The following is a 25865-nucleotide window of genomic DNA, read 5'->3' on the forward strand; positions in this document are numbered from 1 at the left end:
GCGCCGCAAATTTCGTGCATTTTTGTAGCGATTTGGTTGGCGGGAGGCTGGGGTGCGAATGGTATGATGGCGCCATCCGCGCCCCTGGGGTGCGCCTTGTCAGTCCGCGCCGCACGGCGCTGGTGTGACGGTAAAGGCGCGCTCCTGGGGCGCCCGCTTTATCCCTTTTCTGATCCCTTCGAGACGAACACAACGTGCGCCTCTCTTCGATCAAGCTCGCAGGCTTCAAGTCTTTCGTCGATCCGACCAATTTCCATGTTCCGGGCCAGCTTGTCGGCATCGTCGGTCCGAACGGGTGCGGTAAATCCAACATCATCGACGCCGTGCGCTGGGTGCTGGGCGAATCACGCGCCGCAGAACTCCGCGGCGAATCGATGCAAGACGTCATCTTCAACGGCTCGACCCAGCGCAAGCCTGCTGGCCGCGCCAGCGTCGAGCTGGTCTTCGACAACGCGGAAGGCCGCGCCGCCGGCCAGTGGAGCCAATACGCCGAAGTGGCGGTCAAGCGTGTGCTCAGCCGCGACGGCACCTCGTCGTACTTCATCAACAACCAGGCGGTGCGCCGCCGCGACATCCAGGACATCTTCCTGGGCACGGGCCTCGGGCCGCGCGCCTACGCCATCATCGGGCAGGGGATGATCTCGCGCATCATCGAGGCCAAGCCTGATGACATGCGCATCTTCCTGGAAGAAGCCGCGGGCGTGTCGAAGTACAAAGAGCGCCGCCGCGAAACCGAAAACCGCCTCTCCGACACGCGTGAAAACCTCACACGCGTAGAAGACATCCTGCGCGAACTCGGCTCCAACCTCGAAAAGCTCGAGGGCCAGGCCGAGGTCGCGCAGCGCTTCCAGGCGCTGCAGGCCGACGGCGAAGAGAAACAGCATCTGCTGTGGCTGCTCCGCAAGCGTGAAGCGCAGGCTGAGCAGGAACGCCATCAGCGCGCCATCGAACAGGCACAGATCGACCTGGAAGCGCAGACCGCGCAGTTGCGCCACATCGAGGCCGAACTGGAAACGATGCGCGTGGCGCATTACGCGTCGTCCGATGCGATGCATGCCGCGCAGGGCGCGCTCTACGAAGCCAACTCCGAAGTCAGCCGCCTGGAAGCCGAGATCCGCTACGTGGTGGAATCGCGCAACCGCATTCAGCAGCAGATCGCCACGCTGACCGCGCAGCAGGAGCAGTGGCACACGCAGGGCGAGCAGGCGCAGGAAGACCTCGCCGCCGCTGAGGAAGAATTGGCCATGGCCGAGGAGCGTGCCGCGCAGGCCGCCGAGGACGTCGCGCGCAAAGCCGACGAACTCCCCGCCATGGAAGCGCAGTGGCGCGACGCGCAGACCGCGCTGAACGACCAGCGCGCCGCGATCCTGCAATCGGAACAGGCGCTCAAGCTCGAAGCCGCGCACCAGCGCAATGCCGATCAGGCCGTGCTGCAGCTTGAGCAGCGTCGCGAACGTCTGACGCAGGAGTCCTCCGGGCTCGACAAGCCGGACGACGTGCAGCTCGAAACGCTGCGTGCCGAACTGGCCGAGCAGGAAGAGGTGCTGGCCGAAGCGCAAGCCGCGCTGGAAGACGCCGAGACGCAGGTGCCGCAGCTCGACGAGGCACGCCGCGCCGCCCAAGACCGCGTGCAATCGGAAGCCGCCGCGATTGCCAGCCTGGAAGCCCGCCTTGCCGCGCTCAAGCAACTGCAGGAGAACGTGCAGACCGACGGCAAGGTCCAGCCGTGGCTGGCCAAGCACGAACTGAGCGAATTGCCGCGCTTCTGGAAGAAGCTGCAGATCGAGCAGGGTTGGGAGCCCGCACTCGAAGCGGTGCTGCGCGAGAAGCTCGGCGCGCTCGAAGTCTCGAACCTCGATTGGATCAAGGCGTTTGCGGCCGACGCGCCGCCCGCCAAGCTCGCCTTCTATGCGCCGCCGCCCGCTGCGCGTCCGGTGGAGGCGCCGGCCGGGTTGCGTCCGTTGATGTCGCTGGTGCAAGTGACGGAGCCCGGCATGCGGGCCGTGCTGCAAGACTGGCTGGCCGACGTCTATATCGCCGACGACATGCAGGCTGCGCTCGCCGCGCGCCAGACGCTGCCGGAAGGCGGCACGTTTGTCGTCCAGGCTGGGCACCTGATTGGCCGGTCGTCCGTGCAGTTGTACGCGCCTGATTCCGAGCAGGCCGGCATGCTGGCGCGTGCGCAGGAAATCGAAAACCTGAGCAAGCAGGTGCGTGCGCAGATGCTGTTGGCGGACGAAGCCAAAAGCGCCGCCGTGCGCGCTGAAGCGGCGTACAGCCAGGCCAGCCAAAACCTCACGCAGGTGCGGGCTCGCGCCGAGCAGGCCACGCGCCGCGTGCACGTGTTGCAGATGGACGTGCTCAAGCTGTCGCAGGCGATGGAGCGCTACAACGCGCGCAGCGGCCAGATCGACAGCGAGCTGGAAGAGATTCGCGCGCAGATCGAAGAGCAACGTGCCATCCGTGCCGAATCCGAAGCGACGTTCGAGCAGCACGACGCGGCGCTCGCCGACATGCAGGCGCGTTTCGAAGATAACCAGCAGGCGTTCGAAGCGCTGGAAGTTCGCCTGAGCGACGCGCGCAACGCCTTGCGCGATCAGGAGCGCGGCGCACAAGAGGCGCACTTTGCCGAGCGCAATCTGCAGAACCGCATTGCCGAACTGAAGCGCAACATCCAGGTGGCGAGCGACCAGGCGCAGCAGATCGTGCTGACGCTGGAAAACGCGCGTGCCGAGCTGGAAACCATCAACGAGCAGACTGCGCATACCGGACTGCAGGAAGCGCTGGAGCGCCGTGCCGAGAAGGAAGAAAAGCTCGGGCTGGCGCGCATGGAACTGGATGCGCTGACCGCGCAACTGCGCACGCACGACGAGCAACGCTTGACCGCCGAGCGCGCCCAGCAACCGCTGCGCGATCGCATCACCGAACTGCAACTGAAGGAGCAGGCCGCGCGCTTGAACCAGGAGCAGTTCACTGAGCAGCTCACCGCTGCCAACGTGGACGAAACCGCATTGGCCGAACGCCTGACGGGCGACCTGAAGCCGTCGTACCTGCAAGGCGAAGTCACGCGCATCAACAACGCCATCAACGCGCTCGGCCCGGTCAACATGGCCGCGCTCGACGAACTGGCGGCGGCGCGCGAGCGCAAGGGCTTCCTCGATGCGCAATCGGCCGATTTGACCGACGCCATCACCACGTTGGAAGACGCCATCCGCAAGATCGATCAGGAAACACGCGCGCTGCTGCAAGGCACGTTCGACCAGGTCAACTATCACTTTGGCGAGCTGTTCCCGACGCTGTTCGGCGGCGGCCAGGCCAAGCTGATGATGACGGGCGAAGAGATTCTCGATGCGGGCGTGCAGGTGATGGCGCAGCCGCCGGGCAAGAAAAACTCGACCATTCACCTGCTGTCGGGCGGCGAGAAAGCGCTGACCGCCATTGCGCTGGTGTTTGCGATGTTCCAGCTCAATCCGGCCCCGTTCTGCTTGCTGGATGAGGTGGATGCGCCGCTGGACGACGCCAACACCGAGCGCTACGCCAACATGGTCAAGCGCATGTCCGACAAGACCCAATTCGTTTTTATTTCTCACAACAAGATTGCGATGGAAATGGCGCAACAGCTCATCGGTGTGACCATGCAGGAACAAGGTGTGTCCCGGATCGTGGCGGTGGACATGGATGCCGCGCTGACCATGGCGGAGGCGGCATAAATGCAGGACAACAACCTGGTGATGGCCCTGTTGGGCGCAGGCGTGGTCTTTGTGCTGGTGATCGTTGTCTACAACCAGTGGCAGATCCGCAAGGCGCGCCGCCCCGAGGTATACAACCCGACCGTCGACGAGACGCCCCGCGGCGAAGGTTGGACCGAGCGCGCCGAACCTGCCCTCGGCGGCGAGCGCGATGAAATCGACCGCGTCGAACCGCGTCTTGAGCCGGGGTTCTCGGCGAAGACGCATACGCCTGCCACGGGCAGCGCCGAAACCGAAGCCGGCGTGATCGGCGCTGAAATCACGCCTTCGGCCGACGATGCCGCGCTCGAAACGGCCGAAACGGAAGAGGTTGCCGAGCTTGCGCCGGGTTCGCTGGAGCCGGCCAATGGCGTGATCGATCCGCTGATCGATTGCATCGTGCCGCTGCATCCGGAACGCGAAGTGTCGGGCGACCGCCTGCTGCCGTCGCTGGCCAAGCTGCGCCGCGCGGGCACCAAGCAGATCCACGTAGAAGGTTTGAACCCCGCCGCCAATGCGTGGGAAGCCATCCGCGCCGGTCAGCGCTACCTTGACGTGCAAGTGGCCGTGCAGTTGGCCAACCGTACGGGCCCGCTGAATGCGCTGGAGTTCTCGGAATTCATCAGCGCGATCGATCCGCTGTCGGAAGCGGCCGATGCCGTGCCAGAACTGCCGGACATGAACGAGACGATTTCCAACGCGCGCGAACTCGACGCGTTTGCCGCCGAGTGCGACGTGCAACTGGGCGTGAGCGTGATCTCCGACGGGGCGCCGTGGTCGGCGGCGTATGTGCAGACGGTGGCCACGCAGGACGGACTGGTGCTTTCGCGCGACGGCACGCGCTTCACGCGCTTCCACGCCGGTGCCGATGGCGTGCAGCGCGCGCTGTTCACGCTGCAGTTTGGCGACACCAATTTCCTGCGCGATGACCTGACCGTCAAGGCGGGTCGTCAGATCACGCTGTTGCTCGATGTGCCGGTAGCGGAAGAGGCGAGCAAGCCCTTCAAGCTGGTGTGCGAATACGCCTACACCCTGTCGCAGCGCATGGGCGCACAGGTGGTGGATGACAACCTGCGTCCGCTGACGGAGCAATCGTTCGTCGCCATCCAGAAGCATCTGCGGGTGCTGTACGACAAGCTCGAAGCGCGCGGCATCCCGGCCGGTTCCAGCACCGCGGTGCGCTTGTTCAGCCACTGACGAGCCCGCGATGAGCAAGATTGCAGAACCCGCGTCCGGCGCCACACCCGAGGCGCGGGCAGCTTGGCTGCGCGCCGAGCTGAACCGCTACGCCCACGAGTACTACGTGCTCGACCAGCCCAGCGTGCCCGACGCTGAATACGACAGGCTCTATCGCGAGCTGGAAGCGCTGGAATCCGAACATCCCGAGCTGAAGACGCCCGACTCGCCCACACTGCGCGTCGGCGGGGCGGTCCTGCCCGAGTTTGCGGCGGTCAGGCATGTCATTCCCATGCTGTCGATCCGCACCGAGACCGACACCACCGCCAACGGCGCCCGCGCCTTTGATGCCAGCGTACGCCGCGAGCTGGGCCTCGACGATACCGACCCGCCCGTCGAATATGCCGCCGAGCTGAAGTTCGACGGCCTGGCGATCAGCCTGCGCTACGAGCGCGGTTATCTCGTGCAGGCGGCCACGCGCGGCGACGGCACCACGGGCGAAGACGTCACGCAGAACATCCGCACGATCCGCCAGATTCCGCTGGGGCTGTCGCCTCTTGATGGTCATGTGCCCGACGTGCTGGAAGTGCGTGGCGAGGTCTACATGCGCCGTGACGACTTCGAAAAGCTCAACGCACGCCAGCGCGAGCGCGGCGACAAGACCTTCGTCAATCCGCGCAACACCGCGGCCGGCGCTGTGCGCCAGCTCGATCCGAAGATGGCTGCCGAGCGCCCGCTGTCGTTCTTCGCCTATGGGCTGGGCGAGGTGGTCGGCTGGAAGGGCATGCCCGATACGCATTCCGGCATGCTCGACGCGCTGCAGGCGTTTGGTTTTCCGGTCAGCACGGAACGCGCTGCAGTGAAGGGCGGACACGGGCTGGTCGAGTTTCATGACGCCATCGGTGCCAAGCGCGACAGCTTGCCGTTCGACATCGATGGCGTGGTCTACAAGGTCAACTCACTCGCGCTGCAACGCGAACTCGGCTTTCGCACGCGTGAGCCGCGCTGGGCGGTCGCGCACAAATATCCGGCGCAGGAAGCGCTGACCACGGTGGAGTCGATCGGCGTGCAGGTTGGCCGCACGGGCGCCATCACGCCGGTAGCGCGGCTGGTGCCGGTGTTTGTTGGCGGGGTGACGGTCACCAACGCCACGCTGCACAACGAAGACGAAGTGCGCCGCAAGGACGTTCGCGTTGGCGACACCGTGATCGTCCGGCGCGCCGGTGACGTGATCCCCGAGGTGGTGAGCGTGGTGCTCGACCGCCGCCCGATGGACGACGTGCCGGGCAGTGACTTGTTCGATCCGAAGCAGCAGCCGAAGTACCCGCCGTTCGAACTGCCGAAGACGTGCCCGGTGTGCGGCTCGCATGTCGTGCGCGAAGAGGGCGAGGCGGTGGCCCGTTGCTCGGGCGGTCTGTTCTGCTCGGCGCAGCGCAAAGAGGCGATCCGCCACTTTGCCGGCCGCCGCATGATGGACATCGAAGGCCTGGGCGAGCGTTACATCGACAACCTCGTCGAGCTGGATTACGTGCACGGCATCGCCGACCTCTACAAGCTCAAGCTCGAAGACTTCCTGGAGATGAAGCGCCGCGCGGATGAGCGTGATGGCGTGACGCCCGAGACGGTTTCCTCCGGCAAGATCGCCACCAAGTGGGCCGAGAATCTGCTGGAGGGCATCCAGGCCAGCAAGACGCCGCCGCTGGCGCGCTTCCTTTTTGCGCTGGGCATTCGCCACGTGGGCGAGTCGACCGCCAAGACACTCGCGGACTGGCTCGGCAGCCTGGCCATCATCCGGCGCGCACCCGCGCCGCTGCTGCTTGCGCTGCCCGACGTGGGCGCCACGGTGGCTGAGGCCATCGCCGACTTCTTTGCCGAGCCGAAGAATCAGCAGGCGCTGGATGCGCTGCTCGAAGCCGGTGTTGTGCCGCAAGGGGAGCACGCGCCCAACGCGAAGCTGCGCGAGAAGCTGGAGCCGGCAGAGCTGTACGCCACGCTCGGCGTGCCCAAGCTGACGGCCACGCGTGCGAAGCAACTGGCTGTGGCAGCGCCAACGCTTGCCCAGCTGGCGAGCGTGGGACCCGAGCAGTTGGCTGGCCTGCCGGCGGATGTGGCTGCGTCGCTGCTCGAATGGCTCGCCTCGCACGACCATCGCGCGCAATTGACGAAGCTCGACGCGTTGCGCGACGAGTTGCTCGCCACCATGCCCGCCGAAGCCGCCGAAGAAGGCCTGCTGGCCGGCAACACCGTCGTGTTGACCGGCACTTTGCCGAACCTCACGCGTGACGAAGCGAAGGCCATGCTGGAAGCGGCCGGCGCCAAGGTGTCGGGTTCGGTGTCGAAGAAGACCGACTTCGTTGTCGCCGGAGAAGACGCCGGCAGCAAGCTCGCCAAAGCCCAGGAATTGAACGTGAAGGTTCTGGACGAAGCGGGTATGCTCGCGCTGTTAAAAAATCCGGCGGGAGACCAGTCATGATCCGAAACATCCTCAAGATGGGCGACAGCCGGCTGCTGCGGGTGGCCAAGCGGGTCGAGCGCTTTCACACGCCCGAATTGACTGCCCTGATCGAAGACATGTTCGACACCATGGATGCGGCGCGCGGTGCAGGCTTGGCCGCGCCGCAGATCGGTGTGGACCTCCAGGTCGTCATCTTCGGGTTCGATCGCAACGATCGGTATCCGGATGCACCGGCCGTGCCGAAGACCGTGTTGATCAACCCCACCATCGAGCCGCTGTCGGACGAGATGGAAGACGGCTGGGAGGGTTGCCTCTCGGTGCCCGGCCTGCGTGGCGTCGTGCCGCGCCATACACGCCTGCGCTATACCGGCTTCGACCAGCACGGCCACGCCATCGACCGCATTGCCGAGGGCTTCCACGCCCGCGTCGTGCAGCACGAATGCGATCACCTGCAGGGCGTGCTGTACCCCATGCGCGTGAAGGATTTCACCCGCTTCGGCTTTACCGAAGTGCTGTTCCCGGAATTGCCCGCCAATCACGACGACTGATCGCGACTGCGGGAGCGTCGGACCTGCGGGGGCGGGTAGGCGTGTGTTTCATCCACCACGGAGACGATATGAAGCGCGATGGTTTGAGGGGCTGGCGCGGGCTGGCGCTTGGGGTCGCCATGACGGCGATGCTGGGGTTGGCTGCGTGCGCGGGGCCGCAGGCGCCCGAAACGACGGCGGCCGCACCGGTTGCCCAGAAGCCTCAGGGGCCGGTCTGGCAACGCGTGCATCTGGGCGCGGATGCTATGGCCTACGATTTCCCTGTCTACGCCAACCATCCGCTTGATGGCGACCTGCGCGGCATCCGCGAAGTCGTGTTCGTGCAGCACGGCCTGCAGCGCAACGGCAACGACTACTACACCGCTGGGGCCGATCTGCTTCAGGCGAGCGGCCGCAATCCCGAGGAAGTCCTGCTGATCGCCCCGAACTTTCCCGGCACGCCCGATGAAGGCAAGGGCTTCGACGGCATGCCGGTATGGTCGGTGGATGGTTGGATCGGCGGCTTCAACGCCACCAACGCGCCGTACACGGACCTGAGTTCGCTCAAGGTGCTCGATGACCTGATCGGCTACGTGACCGACCCCGCGCGTGCGCCCAACGTCAAGCGCGTGACGGTGGCAGGCCATTCGGGTGGCGGCCAGATCGTGCAGCGCTACGCCGTGCTCAACAACGTGGACGAGGCCATCCGCAAGCGCGGCATCGACCTGCGCTACGTCGTCGCCAATCCGTCGTCGTATCTGTATTTCACGCCGGAGCGACCGCGCGGCAAAGGTTTTGCGCGCTACAGCACCAGCGTCTGCCCGGACTACGACCACTACAAATACGGCATGGTCGACATGGTGCCGTATGCCGCCGGCAAGACCGGCCGTCAGTTGTTCAACCGATATGCGCAGCGCCACGTGACCTACCTGGCCGGCACGAACGACAACGACCCGAACCACCGCGTGCTCGACAAGCTGTGCGGTGCCGAGGCCGAAGGTCCGACGCGCCTGGACCGCGCGCGCAACTACTGGCGCTACGAACACCACATGGCGGGGCGCAAGCGCGTCAACCACCAGGCGCACGAAGTGGTGGGCGTAGGCCACGACCAGGCGAAGATGTTCGGCTCGCGTTGCGGCGCGCAAGCCGTGTTTGGCATGCCCGCATCGGCCAACACCACCGGGGCAGCCTGTCAGGCTCCGCGTCTCTGACTTAGGTGGCAGGCATAAAAAAACCGGTCAGCGTATTGCGCGCTGACCGGTTTTTTCTTTGCGGCAGAGGCTGCCTCAGAACTTCTCGAACGGCCCCAGGAATCGCCACTGGCCGACCGGCAGGTCGCCCAGCACGATGCTGCCCATGCGGATGCGCTTCAGGCCCACCACTTCCAGTCCCACCTGTTCGCACATGCGGCGGATCTGGCGCTTCTTGCCTTCACGCAGCACGAAGCGCAGCTGCTCTTCGTTCTGCCAGCTCACCTTCGCGGGCTTGAGTGCTTCGCCGTCGAGCGACAGGCCAAAGCGCAGCTTTTCCATCAGCTCTTCCGGGAACACCTTGGAGATGTCGCGCTCGACCACGCCGTTCGGCGAATGCCACACCACGCGCACCAGGTATTCCTTCTCGACCGTTGAATCCTCGCCGATGAGGTGGCGTGCCACGCGGCCGTCTTGCGTCAACACCAGCAGCCCGGTGGAATCGATATCCAGTCGACCGGCCGGCGCCAACGCCCGACGCTGCCACGGCGCGAAGCGCTTGCGTGTGGGGTCACCTTCCCATTGGTTTTCCGGCACGAACAGCGAAATCGCCGGCTGATAGCCGTCTTCTGCCTGGCCAGACACGTAGCCGACCGGCTTGTGCATCAGCACGGTCACGCGCTCGCCTTGCTCCGAACGCGCTGCGTGGTGGATTTCGATGATCGAATCCGGCTTGACGCGCGAACCCAGCTCGGTGACGGGCTCGCCGTCCACCAATACCCAGCCGCGCGGAATCCATTCATCAGCCTCGCGGCGTGAGCACAGGCCCAGTTCGGACATGCGTTTGGACAGACGGACCAGTCCGCTCGATTCGGTTTGCGCGGCCTGGCGCGGTGCCTGCTCCTCGGCATGACGCGGAGCGCGCTCCTCACGCTCGCGCTCGGGCCGTTGCGGACGCGCCGGACGGTCTTCGAAGCGGCGCGGCGGACGGTCGTTGTCAAAACGGCGCGGAGGGCGTTCGTCATCGAAACGACGCGGTGCGCGGTCATCGCTATAGCGGCGGGGCGGCCGCTGCTCATCGTCGAATCGACGCGGCGCGCGTTGGTCGTCGCCATAGCGGCGCGGGCGCTCGCCGTCGAAACGACGGGGCGGCCGTTGATCGTCGCCGAACTTGCGTGGCGGGCGATCCTCGAACCGGCGCGGCGGGCGTTGCTCATCGTCGAAACGACGCGGCGGACGCTCATCATCAAAGCGTCGCGGGGGACGTTGGTCGCCATCGCGGCGCGGTGCGCGTTGATCATCGCCGTAGCGGCGCGGGCGTTCGTCATCGAAACGACGGGGCGGGCGTTGATCGTCGCTGAACCTGCGCGGCGGACGTTCATCGTCAAAGCGCCTCGGTGGGCGGTCGTTGTCGAAACGGCGCGGAGGACGCTCATCGTCGAACCGGCGAGGCGGGCGATCTTCGAAACGACGCGGCGGACGCTCATCATCGGAGCGACGGGGCGGCCGTTGGTCGTTGTCGAAGCGTCGCGGAGGACGTTCGTCGTCGAACCGGCGGGGCGGGCGATCTTCGAAGCGACGCGGCGGACGCTCATCGTCAGAGCGGCGGGGCGGTCGTTGCTCGTCGTTGAACCGGCGCGGCGGGCGCTCGTCGTCAAAGCGTTGCGGCGGGCGATCGCCTTGCATGCGGCGTGGCTTGGCGTCGCGCGTCTGGCCATCGTCGTCGCGGCGGGGCGGGCGTGCCGGGCGCGCAGGCTTGCCGGTGCCTTCTTCCGGCTTGGGGCGGCGTTGCGATGGGCGCAGCGGCTGGCGCTCGCGGTTCAGGTCGGACGAGCGCAGCGGCTTGCCGGTCGAACGTACGGCATTGCCTTCGTCATCGCGGCGCACGCCGAGCGTGGTGCGCTTGCCCGGGCGGGTGGCGCGCTGCGTCGGGTCGCTGGCGCGGCGCTTGTCGTCGTCGCCCGGAAAATCATCGGAATCGGTAGTCATGAATCTAGACCGGTAAGGCTGGCGCTCAGATGGCGAGCGCATCGAGCAGCTCGCTTTCAAGCTCGAGCTGCAGTTTGTTGTCCTGGGTCAGGCGGGTGCCGTCGACCAGGAAGATGTCTTCCACGCGCTCACCAAGCGTGTTGATGCGCGCGGTGTGCACCGACACGCGACGGTGTGCGAGCACGCGGGCAATGGCGTAGAGCAGACCGGTGCGGTCTGTCGCAGAAATGGAGAGCAGGTAATACTGGCCGCGCTCGTCCGCACGCAGGTCGACGCGCGGCTTGATCGGGAAGCTGCGCGACTGGCGCGAGATGCGCCCACGCGGCGGCTCGGGCAGGGCGGTTTCGCGCGAGATCTGCTCGGCCAGTTCATGTTCGACGAGCGTGATGATGTCGCGGTAATGGCCGGGCTCCACCAGGCCGCTGCTGGGGTCGGCCACCTGGAAGGTGTCGAGCGCGTAGCCGTGTTTGGTGGTGTGGATCTTGGCGTCCAGAATCGTCAGGCTCTTGCGCTCGAAGTAGCCGCAGATGCGCGCAAAAAGATCGGGCCGATCCGGCGAATACACCGCCACCTGCAGGCCAACGCCCGCCGGCGAAATGCGCGCACGCACGATCGGGATTGTCGTGTCGACGCGGTTGTAGAAGTGCCGCGTGAACCAGGCAATGTCGCGCGCGTCGTGACGCAGGAACACGCCAACGTCGAGCTGTTTCCACAACGCCTCGTGCGCGGTGTCGTCGAGTGCGGCCAGGCGCAGCAGCGCGCGCGCTTCTTCCTTGCGGCCTTCGAGCACCGCGTGCGGGTCGGTGGTGGCGCCGCCCAGCACACGCAGCGTCATGCGATACAGATCTTCCAGCAGCTTGCCTTTCCACGCGTTCCAGACTTTGGGGCTGGTGCCGCGGATGTCGGCAACGGTGAGCAGATACAGCGCGGTCAACCGACGTTCGGTGCCGACCAGGTCGGCGAAATGCCGGATGACTTCGGGGTCGCCGAGGTCCTGCTTCTGCGCGACCTGGCTCATGGTCAGGTGGTGCTCGACCAGCCAGACGATCAGGTCGGCGTCTTCCTTGGCGATGCCGTGTTCCTTGCAGAAGCGGCGTGCGTCGGACATGCCCAGCACGGAGTGGTCACCGCCGCGTCCCTTCGCAATGTCATGGAACAGCGCCGCCACGGTCAGCACCCACGGCTTGTCGAAGTTCGCCATGAGCTGGCTGCAGAACGGGAACTCGTGCGTGTGCTCGACGATGGAGAAGCGCCGGATATTGCGCACCACCATCAGGATGTGCTGATCGACCGTGTAGACGTGGAACAGGTCGTGCTGCATCTGCCCGACAATGCGGCGGAAATTGACCAGGTAGCGGCCGAGTACGCTGGTCTGGTTCATCAGGCGCAGCGCGTGCGTGATGCCCTGCGGCTGCTGCAGGATCGACAGGAACAGCGCGCGATTGGCCGGATCCTTGCGCCATTTGGCGTCCATCAACGTCCGGGCGTTGTAAAGCGCGCGCATCGTGCTGGCCGCCAATCCCTTGATGCCGCGCGTCTGCTCGTACAGCAGGAAGGTTTCCAGGATCGCCGTTGGCTCGCGCTGGTAGAGATCGGCGTCGGCAATCTCGAGCATGCCTTGTCGCTCGACAAAGCGATCGTTGATCCGCCGCGTGATACCCAGCTCGCTCGGGAACAGCCGCGCCTCGATGTTCTGCAGCACCACGGTATTGAGCTGCGTGACGGCCTTGGCGACCCAGTAATAGCGGCGCATGAGCTGTTCGCTCGCGCGCTTGGCGGTAGTCGGGCGGTAGCCGAACGATTCGGCCAGTTGCGTCTGCAGGTCGAACACCAGCACGTCTTGCCGGCGCCCCGCCAGCAGGTGCAGGCGTGCCCGCACGGTTTTGAGCAAGCGCTCATTGCTTGCCAGCTCCTGCGCTTCACGGCGCGTCAGCAGGCCATTGGCAAGCAGCTCGTTCCAGCTCGAACCGAAGCCGGCCGCGCGCGTCATCCACAGAATGACTTGCAGGTCGCGCAGGCCGCCAGGGCTTTCCTTGCAGTTCGGTTCGAGCGAGTAGGGCGTGTCCTGGTACTTGGCATGCCGCTGACGCATCTCCAGCAGTTTCGACTGGAAGAAGTCGGCCGCGTCCAGATGGCCCTGATAGTGCGTCTCGAACGTGCGGTACAAGCCTTCGTCGCCGGTCAGTAGACGCGCTTCCAGCAGCGATGTGCGTACCGTGACGTCCTGTGCCGCTTCGTTGATGCACTCGTCGACCGTGCGCACTGACGAGCCGATGTCCAGCCCCATGTCCCAGCAGCGGCCGATGAAGGCCTCCAGCCGCGCCTCCAGTGCCTTGTCGGCGGTGCCTGGCAGCAGCAGGAGGATGTCGACGTCGGAATACGGGAACAGCTCGCCGCGCCCGTAGCCGCCCACGGCAATCAACGCGCAGTCGGCTGGCATCTGCTCTTCCCGCCAGAGCCGCACCAGCGCACGGTCCACCGCGCGTGCCAGCTTGGTCACGAGCTGCTGAACATTGGCGTGCTGGTCGAACTGCGCGAACAGCTGCGCGCGCTCAGCTTTCAGGGCGTCACGCGGTTGGACTTCTTCGGCAGGGGCGGCGGCAGCGGAGGGCATGAGTGGAGCGTGAATGAAACAGCGACCGGAACGAGCCGGTCGCTGCTGGTGTTGAGCCGGTGTGGGGGCGAGATCAGCGTGACGGTGCTGCCGCTGGCGGCGCGGCTCGCCCGCGATGATCAGGCCGTGGCCGGCGCGCCTTCGTGTACGAATTCGGGTGCCGGCGGCGTCAATGCCGATACAGTCAGCACTTCGTAGCCGGTTTCCGTCACCAGAAGCGTGTGTTCCCACTGCGCCGACAGGCTGCGATCGCGCGTCTTGACGGTCCACTGGTCGGGCATCGTGCGGATGTCGCGCTTACCTGCGTTGATCATCGGTTCGATCGTGAAGATCATGCCGGCCTTCAGCTCCATCCCGGTACCGGGGCGGCCGTAATGCAGGATCTGCGGATCTTCGTGGAATTTCTTGCCGATGCCGTGGCCGCAATATTCGCGCACCACGCTGTAGCCGGCGGCTTCGGCGTGCTGCTGGATCACGTGGCCGATGTCGCCGAGGCGGGCCCCCGGGCGCACTGCGGCAATGCCCTTCCACATGCATTCGAACGTCACCTGCGTCAGGCGCTTGGCCAGAATCGACCCTTCGCCCACAACGAAGGTGCGGCTGGTATCGCCGTAATAGCCTTCCTTGGTGATGACGGTGATGTCGAGGTTGACGATGTCGCCGCTCTTGAGCACCTTGTCGCCGGGAATGCCGTGGCAGATCACATCGTTGACCGACGTGCAGATCGATGCCGGGAATGGCGGATAGCCCGGCGGGGCATAGTTCAGAGGCGCCGGCACGGTGCCTTGCACGTCACGCATGTAAGCGTGGCAGAGCTGGTCCAGCTTGCCCGTGGTCACGCCGGGCACGACGAATGGGGTGATGTAATCCAGGACTTCCGACGCAAGCCGGCAGGCCACGCGCATGTGCGCAATGTCTTCGGCGGTGTGAATGGTAACGGCCATGCTGTGACTCTTTCTGCACGCAAGCGCAAAGCGCCGCGTCGTGGCTAAAGCATGAATTATCGCACCAAAGCACGCCGGCCGGGGTTTTCGGGCGCTGCGCGCCAGCCTCGGCCCGTTTGCCGCGAATGCTCGGAAGGTATTGAGTCGATTGGCTTTTTGCCGCTATAATCGCCGGCTAAGCAGTTGCCGGTCGTGTGGCCGGTGGCGCTTGAAATCGCGAGCCGCTTCACCGCGGGTGTTTTTCGTAACGCATGCGAAAAATGTCTGAGGCGGCTTTAGACCTAACCCGACTGGAGAATTTCATGTCCGTGACCATGCGCGAAATGCTGGAAGCCGGTGTCCACTTTGGCCACCAAACTCGCTTCTGGAACCCCAAGATGGCCCCCTACATCTTCGGCCATCGCAACAAGATTCACATCATCAACCTGGAAAAGACGCTGCCGATGTACCAGGACGCACTGAAGTATGTGCGCCAGCTGGCAGCCAACCGGGGCACCATTCTGTTCGTCGGCACGAAGCGTCAATCGCGTGAGATCCTGGCTGAAGAAGCGGCTCGCGCAGGTATGCCGTTCGTCGACAGCCGCTGGCTCGGCGGCATGCTGACCAACTTCAAGACGGTCAAGACCTCGATCAAGCGCCTGAAGGACATGGAAGTCGCCAAGGAAGCCGGCGCGACCGAAACCATGAGCAAGAAGGAAGCGCTGATGTTCGAACGCGAAATGGACAAGCTGGTGAAGTCCATTGGCGGCATCAAGGACATGGGCGGCATTCCGGACGCCATCTTCGTGGTGGACGTTGGCTACCACAAGATTGCCGTGACCGAAGCTGCGAAGCTGGGTATTCCGGTGATCGGCGTGGTCGACACGAACCACTCGCCGGAAGGCATCGACTACGTCATCCCGGGTAACGACGACTCGAGCAAGGCTGTTGCGCTGTACGTGCGCGGCGTGGCCGACGCGATCCTGGAAGGCCGCGCAAACGCGGTCCAGGAAGTGGTTGAAGCCGCTCGCGGCGGCGACGACTTCGTCGAAGTCCAAGAAGGCTAATACACAAGAAGGCGCGCGCCCGCCGCATTGCCGAGCGGGAAGCGCGTCAGGCCATATCGGTGATGTTCTGCGAAGGCGGTGCATCCGAGGTGAAGGCCAGACAGGGGCGCGTAATAAACGCCCCTTTTTTTTAATTTGTCATGCGGATGTCCCACACGCGTCGTATCTCGTGGGGCGACCGGATGGAAACCGGACGACAGGCCGGCGTGCAGCGAAGACGCAAAGACCTTTCAGCGCGCGACCGGACGACGATCTGAAACAAGGAGCATGAAATGGCGGCAATTACCGCAAGCATGGTTGCAGAACTGCGCGCGAAGACCGACGCGCCGATGATGGAATGCAAGAAGGCCCTGACGGAAGCCGAAGGCAACCTGGAAAAGGCCGAAGAAATCCTGCGTGTGAAGCTGGGCAACAAGGCAGGCAAGGCCGCCTCGCGCGTTACCGCTGAAGGCGTGGTGGCGGCTGCAGTGGAAGGCACGACCGGCGCGCTGGTCGAAATCAACTGCGAAACCGACTTCGTCTCGAAGAACGATTCGTTCCTGGCCTTCGCCAACTCGGTGGCTGCACTGATCGCCAAGAACAACCCGGCTGACGTTGCCGCTGTCGGCGCGCTGCCGCTGTCGCAAGACGGCTTCGGCCCGACCGTTGAAGACGTGCGCGTGGGCCTGATCGGCAAGATCGGCGAAAACATGACGATCCGCCGCTTCCAGCGTTTCGACGGCACCAAGCTGACGTCGTACCTGCACGGCGCCCGCATCGGCGTGATGGTGGCGTACGAGGGTGACGAAGTTGCGGCCAAGGATGCGGCCATGCAGGTTGCCGCCATGAAGCCGGTGTCGCTCTCGGCTGACGACGTGCCCGCAGATCTGGTTGCCAAGGAGCGCAGCGTTGCTGAGCAGAAGGCTGCCGAATCGGGCAAGCCGGCTGAAATCGTTGCCAAGATGGTGGAAGGCAGCGTGCAGAAGTACCTGAAGGAAGTCTCGCTGCTGAACCAGCCGTTCGTGAAGAACGACAAGCAGACCGTTGAGCAGATGCTCAAGGCCGCCAACACGACCGTGAAGGCTTTCACGCTGTACGTGGTGGGCGAAGGCATCGAGAAGAAGCAAGACGACTTCGCTGCTGAAGTGGCTGCCCAAGTGGCCGCCGCCAAGCAACAGGCGTAATGCTGCAGCGGCCGTTTCCAACGGTGCGGCGATTCACCTTCCGGCGCAGGCCGGCAGGGGGCGTTTCCACCGTTGGCGCAGCCGTATAATGCCAAACAGACAGGGCACCGAAAGGTGCCCTGTTTGCAGGTGCAGCCTGCTTGCGCGGGCATCGTTGGGGATTTTCCCGACGGCTTCCGCGCAAGAAGGTTGCGGGATGTGCGAAGTCCCCGCTTTGCACGTCGTTGTCATCTCCGCAGCGTCATTTCCCCCTTTCCTGTCTCCCCTACCAGGAATCGTCACGAGGATCTCCATGCCTGCCTATAAGCGCGTTCTACTCAAACTTTCCGGCGAAGCCCTGATGGGCGACGATGCCTTCGGCATCAACCGCAGCACCATCGAAGGGATGGTCAACGACATCGCTGAAATCGTGAAGCTGGGCGTGCAGGTAGCAGTGGTGATCGGCGGCGGCAACATCTTCCGCGGTGTCGCGGGCGGCGCGGCCGGCATGGACCGCGCCACGGCCGACTACATGGGCATGCTGGCCACCATGATGAACGCGCTGGCCCTGCAGGACGCCATGCGTCACGCCAACCTCGAAGGCCGCGTGCAATCGGCGCTGCGCCTTGACCAGGTGGTCGAGCCGTACATCCGCCCCCGTGCGATTCGCCAGTTGGAAGAGGGCAAGATCGTGATTTTTGCGGCCGGCACCGGCAACCCGTTCTTCACGACCGACACCGCCGCTGCGCTGCGCGGCTCGGAAATCGGCGCCGAGATCGTCCTCAAGGCCACCAAGGTCGATGGCGTGTACACCGCCGATCCGAAGAAAGATCCGAGCGCCACCCGCTACACCACCATCACTTTCGATGAAGCCATTTCGCGCAACCTGCAGGTGATGGATGCGACCGCCTTCGCGCTGTGCCGCGACCAGAAGCTGCCGATCAAGGTCTTCTCGATCCAGAAGCCCGGCGCGCTCAAGCGCGTCATCCTGGGTGAAGACGAAGGCACGCTGGTGCACGTCTAAGGCCAGCGGCTAGCCTCGTTGCAGGCGCCTTTTTTACCGTTCGCTGACCCCGCTTGAATGGCGTTGGCGAGCGGCTTCCATGTAAAATCGTCTATTGTCTTTTTGGTCTTGCCGGTGCCCTGTGTCGTGTTCCGGGGCACAAGTTCGGCAGACCGCCGTTATCGTTCGGAGGAAGTATGAGCGTCGCCGATGTCAAAAAGAATGCCGAGCAGAAAATGCAGAAGTCGATCGAGGCTCTCAAGGCGGATCTGGCCAAGATCCGCACTGGCCGTGCCCACACCGGTCTGCTCGATCATGTGCAAGTCGACTACTACGGCTCGATGGTGCCGATCAGCCAAGTTGCCAATGTGACGCTGGTGGACGCACGCACGATCGGCGTGCAGCCGTGGGAAAAGAAGATGGTGCAAGCCGTCGAGAAGGCCATCCGTGAAGCGGACCTCGGCCTGAACCCTGCCACGATGGGCGACATCATTCGCGTGCCGACCCCCGCACTGACCGAAGAGCGCCGCAAGGAGCTGACCAAGGTCGTGAAGGGCGAGGGCGAGGATGCCAAGGTTGCCGTGCGCAATCTGCGTCGCGATGCCAATGAACAGCTCAAGAAGCTGGTGAAGGACAAGGCCATCTCGGAAGACGACGAGCGTCGCGGTGGTGACGAAGTCCAGAAGCTCACCGACAAGTTCGTCGCCGAAATCGACAAACTGGTCGCCGAGAAAGACAAGGAAATCATGACGGTGTAAGGCCGTCTCCCGTCGCCGGCGCATTGGGCGCAGGTGGCGGGAAGCCCGATTCATGCATATCAGTTCCACACTGGCGGTGCCGGACACCGCCGACACGCCGCGCCACGTTGCCGTCATCATGGACGGCAACGGCCGCTGGGCCACCGAACGGCACCTGCCGCGCGTGGCCGGGCACAGCCGCGGCCTCGATGCCGTGCGCGCAACCGTTGAAGCAGCGGCACGCCGTGGCGTCGGTTACCTCACCCTGTTTGCCTTCAGCTCCGAAAACTGGCGTCGTCCGGCCGAGGAAGTCACTTTCCTCATGAAGCTGTTCATGACGGCGTTGCGTCGCGAAGTGGGCAAGCTCCACGACAACGGCATCCGCCTGCGCGTGGTGGGCGATCTGGCGGCGTTCAGCCCGCGCATCCAGCTTTTGATTCGCGAGGCTGAGGCCAAGACGGCTGCCAACCCTGGTCTGACGGTCACGATCCTCGCCAACTACGGCGGGCGCTGGGACATCCTGCAAGCCATGCGCGCCTTGTTGGCGGCGCAGCCTGGCATTGCGCCTGAGGCCATTACCGAAGAGATGCTGGCGCCGTATATGGCACTGTCCTACGCGCCGGAGCCGGATCTGTTCATCCGCACCGGTGGCGAGCAGCGCATCAGCAACTTTCTGCTGTGGCAGCTTGCCTATTCGGAGCTTTACTTCACCGATCGCTACTGGCCCGACTTCGATGCAGCAGAACTCGATCGCGCCTTTGCGTGGTATCGCAACCGCGAGCGCCGCTTTGGCCGTACCAGCGCGCAGCTCGAGCCCGACGTTCCCCCCGCGCTATCCGCCGGAGCCTGACACATGCTGCTGACTCGCGTCATTACCGCTGTCTGCCTGCTGATTGTCATCCTGCCCATTCTGTTCTTCGCGCCGCCCGCCGGCCTGGCCGGGTTGGTGACGGTATTTGCAGCCCTCGCCGCGTGGGAGTGGGGGCGTCTCGTCCGCCTGCCGGGCTGGTGGGGGCCGATTCTCTATGCCGTTGTTGTCGTCATGCTGACGATCGCCTGGCACGACATTCCCGTTCGCGGCGATGTGCAGCCGCTGTTCCACGGCGCAGTCATCGCCTGGGTGATCGCCTGGGCGCTGCTGGCTGGGGGCGTGCGCGAGCTGCACGGCACACGCAGGATCGTTTTTACGCTGCTGGGCTTGGTGATGCTGCCGGCGTTTGTGCATGGCGCCATTGAATTGCGCACGCACGGCGTTGCCTTTCTGCTGTCGGTCGCGTTGCTCGTGTGGGCGGCCGATGTGGGTGCGTATTTTGTCGGCAAGGCCATTGGCCGCCGTAAGCTTGCACCGACCATCAGCCCTGGCAAGTCGTGGGAAGGCGCGATCGGCGGTGCCGTGCTGGTCGCCGTGATTGCCACCGTGGCCGGCGTCACGCACTGGTTTGCGCCGACGTGGTTTTCGCACCAGTTTGACCAGCGCGGCGCCGTCGTCGCCCTGGTGCTGACCATCTTCCTCGTGGCCGCAAGCGTGGGTGGCGATTTGTTTGAATCCCTGCTCAAGCGTCAGGTCGGCATGAAAGACAGCAGCCGCCTGTTGCCCGGCCACGGCGGCGTGCTCGATCGTATCGACGCGCTGCTGCCGGTGTTTCCGCTGGCTGCGCTGCTGATTTCCTGAGGCGTCTGAACATGATGCGTTTGACCGTTCTTGGCGCCACCGGCTCCATTGGCGACAGCACGCTCGACGTGGTGCGCCGTCATCCCGACAAGTACAGCGTTTTTGCGCTGACCGCCAACGCGCAGGCCGACAAGCTCGCGGTGCTCTGCCGCGAGTTTCGCCCGAAGATGGCGGTGCTTGGTTCGGCGGTCGCGGTGGATGCATTGCGTGACCAGCTCGGCGCAGAGGCCGCCGGCATCGACATCCGTTTCGGCAGCGAGGCATTGGAAGAGGCTGCGGGCCACCCCGACTGCGATGCCGTGATGGCGGCCATCGTCGGCGCAGCGGGGTTGCGCCCGACACTCGCGGCTGTGCGCGCCGGCAAGCGCGTGCTGCTGGCCAACAAGGAGGCGCTGGTCATGTCCGGCGCGCTCTTCATGGACGCGGTGCGTCAGCATGGCGCCACCGTGCTCCCGATCGACAGCGAGCACAACGCCATCTTCCAATGCTTGCCCCAGCAAGTTCCGCAGTTCGGACGCGGTGTATCGCGCATCGTCCTGACGGCATCAGGTGGTCCGTTCCGCACGCGCGCCGTGGAGTCCCTTGCGGACGTCACGCCAGATCAGGCTTGCGCGCATCCGAACTGGGTGATGGGGCGGAAGATTTCGGTCGATTCCGCCACCATGATGAACAAGGGGCTGGAGGTGATCGAGGCGTACTGGCTGTTCGGCGTGCCGGTCGAGCATCTCGAAGTCCTGATCCACCCGCAGAGTGTCATCCATTCGATGGTTGGCTACGACGATGGCTCGGTGCTGGCGCAGCTCGGCAACCCAGACATGCGCACGCCGATTGCCTACGGCTTGGCCTATCCCGACCGCATTGAAGCTGGCGTTCCGCTGCTCGATCTCGTCACCACGGGCGCACTGACGTTCGAGGCGCCAGATCTACGCCGCTTCCCGTGCCTGGCGCTGGCCTTCGACGCGCTGCGCGCCGGTGGTACGGCACCTGCTGCGCTGAATGCGGCCAACGAGGTGGCTGTCGAAGCATTTTTACAGCGCCGCATCCGGTTCACCGAGATCGCTGCCGTGGTGGGCGACACGCTCGCCCGCACGTCTGTCGTGCCCGCCGACTCGCTCGACACCGTTTTTGCTGCCGACGCCCAAGCGCGTCAGCAGGCCGAGCGCTATATCGCGACCGTATGCGCGCAACTGCCGGCCGCGTGAAAGCGCCCCGTCAGAGCAAGCGGGTAACATAGCGGCTTCGCGCGGGCCAGCCCCGCGCGTGCCCTTCAGTGCATCCGGAGAAGGTTTTGCAGACCGTTTTAGCGTTTGTCTTTGCGATCGCGGTACTGATCGTCATTCACGAACTGGGCCACTACAGCGTCGCGCGCCTGTGCGGCGTCAAGGTGCTCCGGTTTTCCGTTGGCTTCGGCAAGGTGCTGTTCCGCCGTGTCGGCCGTGGGCCCGACCACACCGAATGGACCATCTGCGCCATTCCGCTGGGCGGCTACGTCAAGATGCTCGGCGAGGGCTCGCGAGACCCGGAGAAAGACCCGCCCATCCTCCCGGAAGATCTCCCGCGCACGTTCGACCACCAGCCGGTTTACAAGCGATTCGCCATCGTCGCTGCGGGCCCGATCGCCAATTTCCTGCTGGCCATTGCGCTCTATGCAGTGCTGGCATGGGTGGGTGCGATCGAGCCGGTGCCGATTCTGGGCGCGCCGCCGCCGGGCAGCATCGCCGCGCAGGCCGACCTGCGCGCAAGGGACCGCGTGATCGCGATCGGCACGGACGGCGAAGCGCCGGCCGCCGTGCGCAGTTGGAGCGATGTCCGCATGCGTTTGTACTCGGCTGGCATCGCCGGGCGCGACGCGCTTGTGCAAGTGCGCGGCACCGATGGAGTCGAACGTACCGTCCGCCTGCAGGGCTTGCCGAGCGCTGCCCGTACGCCGCAGGCCGACGTGATTGACCAGATCGGTTTGCGCCTGCTCGGCGGCCCCGTCACCATCGTCGACGTCCTGCCGGGCAGTGCCGCGGCACGCGCGGGGTTGCGGGCGGGTGACCAGATCGTGCGCTTCGCGGGTCAGCCGGCCGATCAGGCGATGGACCTCATCCGCCAGATCCGCGCCATGCCCGAGCAAAACGCGTCGATCGATATCCTGCGCAATGATCAGCCCATGACGTTGCCCGTTCGCCCGGATGCAGACGCCGATCCCAAGAACCCGACAGGCCCGAAGATCGGCAAGCTGGGTGCACAACTCAACCAGAAGGTGGAAACGGCGATGATCCGGGACGAGCCGGTCGCCGCCTTGCGTCATGCCGTGGGCGAGGTCTGGCGGACTTCGGTGCTGTCGCTGCAGGTGCTCGGCAAGATGATCGTCGGTCAGGCATCGCTGCAGAACCTGAGCGGGCCGATCACGGTGGCGGACTTTGCGGGCAAGGCGGCAAGCCTTGGCTGGCAGACGTTTGTGAGCTTTCTCGCGTTGATCAGCGTCAGTCTCGGCGTGCTGAACTTATTGCCCGTTCCGGTATTGGATGGGGGGCATTTGCTGTATTATTGCGTGGAATTTTTGACTGGCCGACCCGTGCCGGAATCCTGGCAAGCAGTCCTTCAGAAGATCGGCGTCGCCTGCATCCTGCTTCTCACTTCGCTCGCCCTGTACAACGATTTGAGTCGGTTGTTTTTGACTCGAGGCTAGACCGTATTCAAATTGGGTCGGTAAGCCGCATCGTTGCCACCGGCGTGAGCGGGCAACTCAGGGTTTTGAAAACACTCAGAAGTGGATTCCGATTGAATCCAACTAGGGGATTAGATTGATCAGACAACATCGCTTCCCGCTCAGCGTGCTGGCGGCTTCCGTGCTGACCGTCACTGCCGGTCAGGCTCATGCAGTGGAGCCGTTCGTCGTCAAGGACATTCGCGTGGAGGGGGTGCAGCGCGTCGAGCCGGGCACCGTGTTCGGCTATCTGCCCGTGAAGGTGGGTGAGACCTTCACCGACGAGAAGGGCGCCGAATCGATCCGCGCGCTCTATAACACCGGCTTCTTCAAGGACGTGCAGATCCGCTCCGAAGGCAACGTGCTGGTGGTGCGCGTGGAAGAGCGCCCGGCGATCTCGCAGCTCGAGTTCATCGGCTTCAAGGAGTTCGACAAGGAAGCGCTGCGTCGTACGCTGCGTGGCGTGGGCGTAGCCGAGGCCCGTTACTACGACAAATCCCTCATCGACCGCGCCGAGCAGGAAATCAAGCGCCAGTATGTTTCGCGCGGCTACTACGCGGCCGAGGTGACGACGACCGTGACGCCGGTCGACGCCAACCGCGTGTCGATCACGTTCACGGTGGACGAAGGTCCGACCGCCAAGATTCGCCAGATCAATATCGTCGGCAACAAGGCCTTCAAGGAAGGCGACCTGCGCGACGAGATGCAACTGTCCACGCCGAATTGGCTGTCGTGGTACACCAAGAACGATCTGTACTCCAAGCAGAAGCTCACGGCTGACCTTGAAGCACTGCGCTCGTTCTATCTGGATCGCGGCTACCTGGAATTCGCCATCGAGTCGACCCAGGTGTCGATCACGCCGGACAAGAAGGACATCTACCTGACGCTGAACATCCACGAGGGTGAGCAGTACAAGGTGTCGGACATCAAGCTGACCGGCGAACTGCTCGGCAAGCAGGCCGAGATGGAGAAGCTCATCAAGCTCAAGCAGGGCGATGTCTTCTCGTCGGCCAAGCTGTCGTCGACGACCAAGTCGATTACCGACCTGCTCGGCACGTACGGCTACGCTTTCGCCACCATCAATCCGCAGCCGCAGATCAACCAGTCGGACCGCACGGTGGCGCTCACGTTGGTGGTCGATCCGGGCCGCCGTGTCTATGTGCGTCGCGTGAACGTCGTCGGCAACAGCAAGACGCGCGACGAAGTCGTGCGCCGCGAAATGCGCCAGATGGAAGCGTCGTGGTTCGATGGCGAGAAACTGCAGTTGTCGCAGAATCGCGTGAACCGCACCGGTTACTTCACCGATGCCAACATCACGACGGAAGACGTGCCCGGCACGACGGACCAGGTCGATGTGAACGTCAACGTGACCGAAAAGCCGACGGGCCAGATCAACCTGGGCGTGGGCTTCTCGTCGACCGACAAGCTGGTGCTGTCGGCTGGTATCCGTCAGGACAACGTGTTCGGCTCCGGTACGAGCCTCGGCCTGGATGTGAACACGTCCAAGTCGAACCGCACGATTGCGGTGACGCAGTTCGATCCGTACTTCACGGTGGATGGCATCAGCCGTTCGACCGAACTGTACTACCGCACGTACCGCCCGCTGTACTACACGGGTGACCAGGACTACCGCGTTGTGCAACAAGGCGGCAACGTCAAGTTTGGCGTGCCGTTCTCCGAAACCGATACCGTCTTCTTCGGCATCGGCTACGAGCGCACGACCATCGACGTGACGACCAACACGCCGCTGGCTTACCAGAATTACGTCGCGAAGAACGGCCGCATCACCAACAACTTCCCGATCACCATCGGCTGGTCGAAGGATCAGCGTGACAGCGCATTGGTGCCGACGCGCGGCCGCTATCAGCAGGCCAACCTGGAATTCGGTATCCCGGGCGGCGATCTGCAGTACTTCCGTGCGTACTACCAGCACCAGTACTTCTACCCGCTGTCGAAGTCGTTCACGATGGCGTTCAACAACGAAATCGGTTACGGCCACGGTTACGGCGGCAAGGATTTCCCGGTCTTCAAGAACTACTACGCGGGCGGTATCGGCTCGGTGCGCGGTTACGAAACCAGCACGCTGGGCCCGCGCGACGCCAACGGCGTGGCCATTGGCGGCGCCAGCAAGTTCGTCGGCAACGTCGAATTCATCTTCCCGCTGCCGGGTTCTGGCGTGGACCGCACGGTTCGCCTGTTCACGTTCTTCGACTACGGTAACGTGTTCGCCGAAGGTCAGCCGTACAAGCTGGGCGACATGCGCTACTCGACTGGTTTCGGTCTGTCGTGGCTGTCGCCGATCGGCCCGCTGAAGATCAGCATGGGCTTCCCGATCAAACGCAAGACCGAAGATCAAACGCAACGCTTCCAGTTCCAGATCGGAACTGCATTCTAATGACTGCATTCATCATGAAATCCACGCGCATCACGTTGTCCCGCATGGGCGTGTCCGCTGCTTTCGCCGCACTTGCCGCAGCCAGCTTCGCGCTGCCGGCCACGGCGCAGGAAGCGCGCATCGCCGCCGTCAATTCCGAGCGTATCCTGCGCGACTCGCAACCGGCCAAGGCCGCCCAGGCAAAGCTGGAAACGGAGTTCGCCAAGCGCGACCGCGAACTGCAGGACATGGCCGCCAAACTGAAAGGCATGTCGGACAAGCTGGACAAGGATTCTGCCGTGTTGGCCGATTCCGATCGCACCCGCCGTCAGCGTGAACTGTCGGACCTGGATCGTGACTTCCAGCGCAAGCAGCGCGAATTCCGTGAAGACCTGAACCAGCGCCGCAATGAAGAGCTGGCCCAGGTGCTCGAGCGCGCCAATCGCGTGATCCGCTCGATCGCAGAGCAGCGTAAGTACGACCTGATCGTGCAGGAAGCCGTGTACGTGAACCCGCGCATCGACATTACGGACGAGGTGCTGAAGGCGCTGAATTCGCAATCGGCCAAATGAG

The 25865-nt window shown here is 64.3% G+C and carries 18 protein-coding genes; 15 read left to right on the forward strand and 3 right to left on the reverse strand.

All coding sequences use genetic code 11. The annotated features are described in order from the left end of the window. Positions 1-194 precede the first annotated feature (194 nt). The 5 genes from smc (at position 195) to R2669_RS19610 (ending at position 9097) form a co-directional block, all read left to right on the forward strand. A complete protein-coding gene (gene smc, locus R2669_RS19590) occupies positions 195-3710 on the forward strand; it encodes a chromosome segregation protein SMC (RefSeq protein WP_316901771.1) in 3516 nt (1171 codons plus the stop codon). Continuing rightward, on the forward strand, positions 3711-4925 hold the full coding sequence (locus R2669_RS19595) for a cell division protein ZipA C-terminal FtsZ-binding domain-containing protein (RefSeq protein WP_316901772.1): 1215 nt from the start codon (positions 3711-3713) through the stop codon (positions 4923-4925). Between the two features lie 10 nt (positions 4926-4935). After that, entirely contained in the window at positions 4936-7377 is a 2442-nt protein-coding gene (gene ligA / locus R2669_RS19600) for an NAD-dependent DNA ligase LigA (RefSeq protein WP_316901773.1), read from the forward strand. Then, positions 7374-7907 (forward strand): peptide deformylase, encoded by a 534-nt coding sequence (def, locus tag R2669_RS19605; RefSeq protein ID WP_147219019.1) that lies wholly within the window; start codon positions 7374-7376, stop codon positions 7905-7907. Before ligA ends, def begins: the two co-directional genes overlap by 4 nt. Before the next feature lie 68 nt (positions 7908-7975). Further along, positions 7976-9097 (forward strand): alpha/beta fold hydrolase, encoded by a 1122-nt coding sequence (locus tag R2669_RS19610; RefSeq protein WP_316901774.1) that lies wholly within the window; start codon positions 7976-7978, stop codon positions 9095-9097. 75 nt (positions 9098-9172) lie between these two features. Here the strand turns inward: R2669_RS19610 and R2669_RS19615 are convergent, their stop codons facing one another. From R2669_RS19615 to map, 3 genes are all read right to left on the reverse strand, one after another. Then, positions 9173-11107, reverse strand: a complete 1935-nt coding sequence (locus tag R2669_RS19615; RefSeq protein WP_316901775.1) for a pseudouridine synthase — start codon at positions 11105-11107, stop codon at positions 9173-9175. After that, positions 11091-13679, reverse strand: coding sequence for a [protein-PII] uridylyltransferase (locus R2669_RS19620; RefSeq protein WP_316901776.1), 2589 nt, complete (start codon positions 13677-13679; stop codon positions 11091-11093). Before R2669_RS19620 ends, R2669_RS19615 begins: the two co-directional genes overlap by 17 nt. A 119-nt stretch (positions 13680-13798) precedes the next feature. Further along, the gene (map, locus tag R2669_RS19625) at positions 13799-14623 is read right to left on the reverse strand and encodes a type I methionyl aminopeptidase (protein WP_316876181.1); all 825 of its coding nucleotides are present in this window, start codon (positions 14621-14623) and stop codon (positions 13799-13801) included. Between the two features lie 302 nt (positions 14624-14925). Here map and rpsB point away from each other — a divergent pair, with 302 nt between their 5' ends. The 10 genes from rpsB (at position 14926) to R2669_RS19675 (ending at position 25864) form a co-directional block, all read left to right on the forward strand. Then, positions 14926-15669 (forward strand): 30S ribosomal protein S2, encoded by a 744-nt coding sequence (gene rpsB, locus R2669_RS19630; RefSeq protein ID WP_009238240.1) that lies wholly within the window; start codon positions 14926-14928, stop codon positions 15667-15669. Positions 15670-15941: 272 nt separating this feature from the next. Then, the gene (gene tsf / locus R2669_RS19635; protein WP_027677473.1) at positions 15942-16832 is read left to right on the forward strand and encodes a translation elongation factor Ts; all 891 of its coding nucleotides are present in this window, start codon (positions 15942-15944) and stop codon (positions 16830-16832) included. A gap of 292 nt (positions 16833-17124) precedes the next feature. Further along, positions 17125-17835 carry a UMP kinase gene (gene pyrH / locus R2669_RS19640; RefSeq protein ID WP_009238238.1) on the forward strand — a complete coding sequence of 237 codons (711 nt, stop codon included), beginning with the start codon at positions 17125-17127 and terminating at the stop codon, positions 17833-17835. A 176-nt stretch (positions 17836-18011) separates the two neighbouring features. Continuing rightward, positions 18012-18572 carry a ribosome recycling factor gene (frr, locus tag R2669_RS19645; protein WP_147218394.1) on the forward strand — a complete coding sequence of 187 codons (561 nt, stop codon included), beginning with the start codon at positions 18012-18014 and terminating at the stop codon, positions 18570-18572. Positions 18573-18624: 52 nt separating this feature from the next. Next, positions 18625-19401, forward strand: a complete 777-nt coding sequence (gene uppS / locus R2669_RS19650) for a polyprenyl diphosphate synthase (RefSeq protein ID WP_147218392.1) — start codon at positions 18625-18627, stop codon at positions 19399-19401. A 3-nt stretch (positions 19402-19404) separates the two neighbouring features. After that, the gene (locus tag R2669_RS19655) at positions 19405-20223 is read left to right on the forward strand and encodes a phosphatidate cytidylyltransferase (RefSeq protein ID WP_316901777.1); all 819 of its coding nucleotides are present in this window, start codon (positions 19405-19407) and stop codon (positions 20221-20223) included. 11 nt (positions 20224-20234) lie between these two features. After that, complete coding sequence (gene ispC, locus R2669_RS19660; RefSeq protein WP_316901778.1) at positions 20235-21425, forward strand: 1-deoxy-D-xylulose-5-phosphate reductoisomerase; 1191 nt, start codon at positions 20235-20237, stop codon at positions 21423-21425. 86 nt (positions 21426-21511) lie between these two features. Beyond that, positions 21512-22900 carry an RIP metalloprotease RseP gene (rseP, locus tag R2669_RS19665; protein ID WP_316876178.1) on the forward strand — a complete coding sequence of 463 codons (1389 nt, stop codon included), beginning with the start codon at positions 21512-21514 and terminating at the stop codon, positions 22898-22900. A 115-nt stretch (positions 22901-23015) separates the two neighbouring features. Beyond that, positions 23016-25313 carry an outer membrane protein assembly factor BamA gene (gene bamA, locus R2669_RS19670; protein ID WP_027677467.1) on the forward strand — a complete coding sequence of 766 codons (2298 nt, stop codon included), beginning with the start codon at positions 23016-23018 and terminating at the stop codon, positions 25311-25313. Continuing rightward, positions 25313-25864 (forward strand): OmpH/Skp family outer membrane protein, encoded by a 552-nt coding sequence (locus R2669_RS19675; RefSeq protein WP_124381025.1) that lies wholly within the window; start codon positions 25313-25315, stop codon positions 25862-25864. The genes bamA and R2669_RS19675 overlap by 1 nt, the downstream gene beginning before the upstream one ends. Position 25865: the final 1 nt, after the last annotated feature.

Source organism: Ralstonia edaphi (genome assembly GCF_958350185.1).
GTDB classification, from domain to species: Bacteria; Pseudomonadota; Gammaproteobacteria; order Burkholderiales; family Burkholderiaceae; genus Ralstonia; species Ralstonia edaphi.

What these genes read in the sequence shown, in the direction of transcription:
- pyrH (WP_009238238.1), top strand. Translation starts at nt 17,125, where the DNA reads ATGCCTGCCTATAAGCGCGTTCTACTCAAACTTTCCGGCGAAGCCCTG.
- R2669_RS19610 (WP_316901774.1), top strand. Translation starts at nt 7,976, where the DNA reads ATGAAGCGCGATGGTTTGAGGGGCTGGCGCGGGCTGGCGCTTGGGGTC.
- ligA (WP_316901773.1), top strand. Translation starts at nt 4,936, where the DNA reads ATGAGCAAGATTGCAGAACCCGCGTCCGGCGCCACACCCGAGGCGCGG.
- tsf (WP_027677473.1), top strand. Translation starts at nt 15,942, where the DNA reads ATGGCGGCAATTACCGCAAGCATGGTTGCAGAACTGCGCGCGAAGACC.
- ispC (WP_316901778.1), top strand. Translation starts at nt 20,235, where the DNA reads ATGATGCGTTTGACCGTTCTTGGCGCCACCGGCTCCATTGGCGACAGC.
- frr (WP_147218394.1), top strand. Translation starts at nt 18,012, where the DNA reads ATGAGCGTCGCCGATGTCAAAAAGAATGCCGAGCAGAAAATGCAGAAG.
- map (WP_316876181.1), bottom strand. Translation starts at nt 14,623, where the DNA reads ATGGCCGTTACCATTCACACCGCCGAAGACATTGCGCACATGCGCGTG.
- R2669_RS19675 (WP_124381025.1), top strand. Translation starts at nt 25,313, where the DNA reads ATGACTGCATTCATCATGAAATCCACGCGCATCACGTTGTCCCGCATG.
- R2669_RS19655 (WP_316901777.1), top strand. Translation starts at nt 19,405, where the DNA reads ATGCTGCTGACTCGCGTCATTACCGCTGTCTGCCTGCTGATTGTCATC.
- R2669_RS19595 (WP_316901772.1), top strand. Translation starts at nt 3,711, where the DNA reads ATGCAGGACAACAACCTGGTGATGGCCCTGTTGGGCGCAGGCGTGGTC.
- rpsB (WP_009238240.1), top strand. Translation starts at nt 14,926, where the DNA reads ATGTCCGTGACCATGCGCGAAATGCTGGAAGCCGGTGTCCACTTTGGC.
- R2669_RS19620 (WP_316901776.1), bottom strand. Translation starts at nt 13,679, where the DNA reads ATGCCCTCCGCTGCCGCCGCCCCTGCCGAAGAAGTCCAACCGCGTGAC.
- def (WP_147219019.1), top strand. Translation starts at nt 7,374, where the DNA reads ATGATCCGAAACATCCTCAAGATGGGCGACAGCCGGCTGCTGCGGGTG.
- R2669_RS19615 (WP_316901775.1), bottom strand. Translation starts at nt 11,107, where the DNA reads ATGCGCTCGCCATCTGAGCGCCAGCCTTACCGGTCTAGATTCATGACT.
- uppS (WP_147218392.1), top strand. Translation starts at nt 18,625, where the DNA reads ATGCATATCAGTTCCACACTGGCGGTGCCGGACACCGCCGACACGCCG.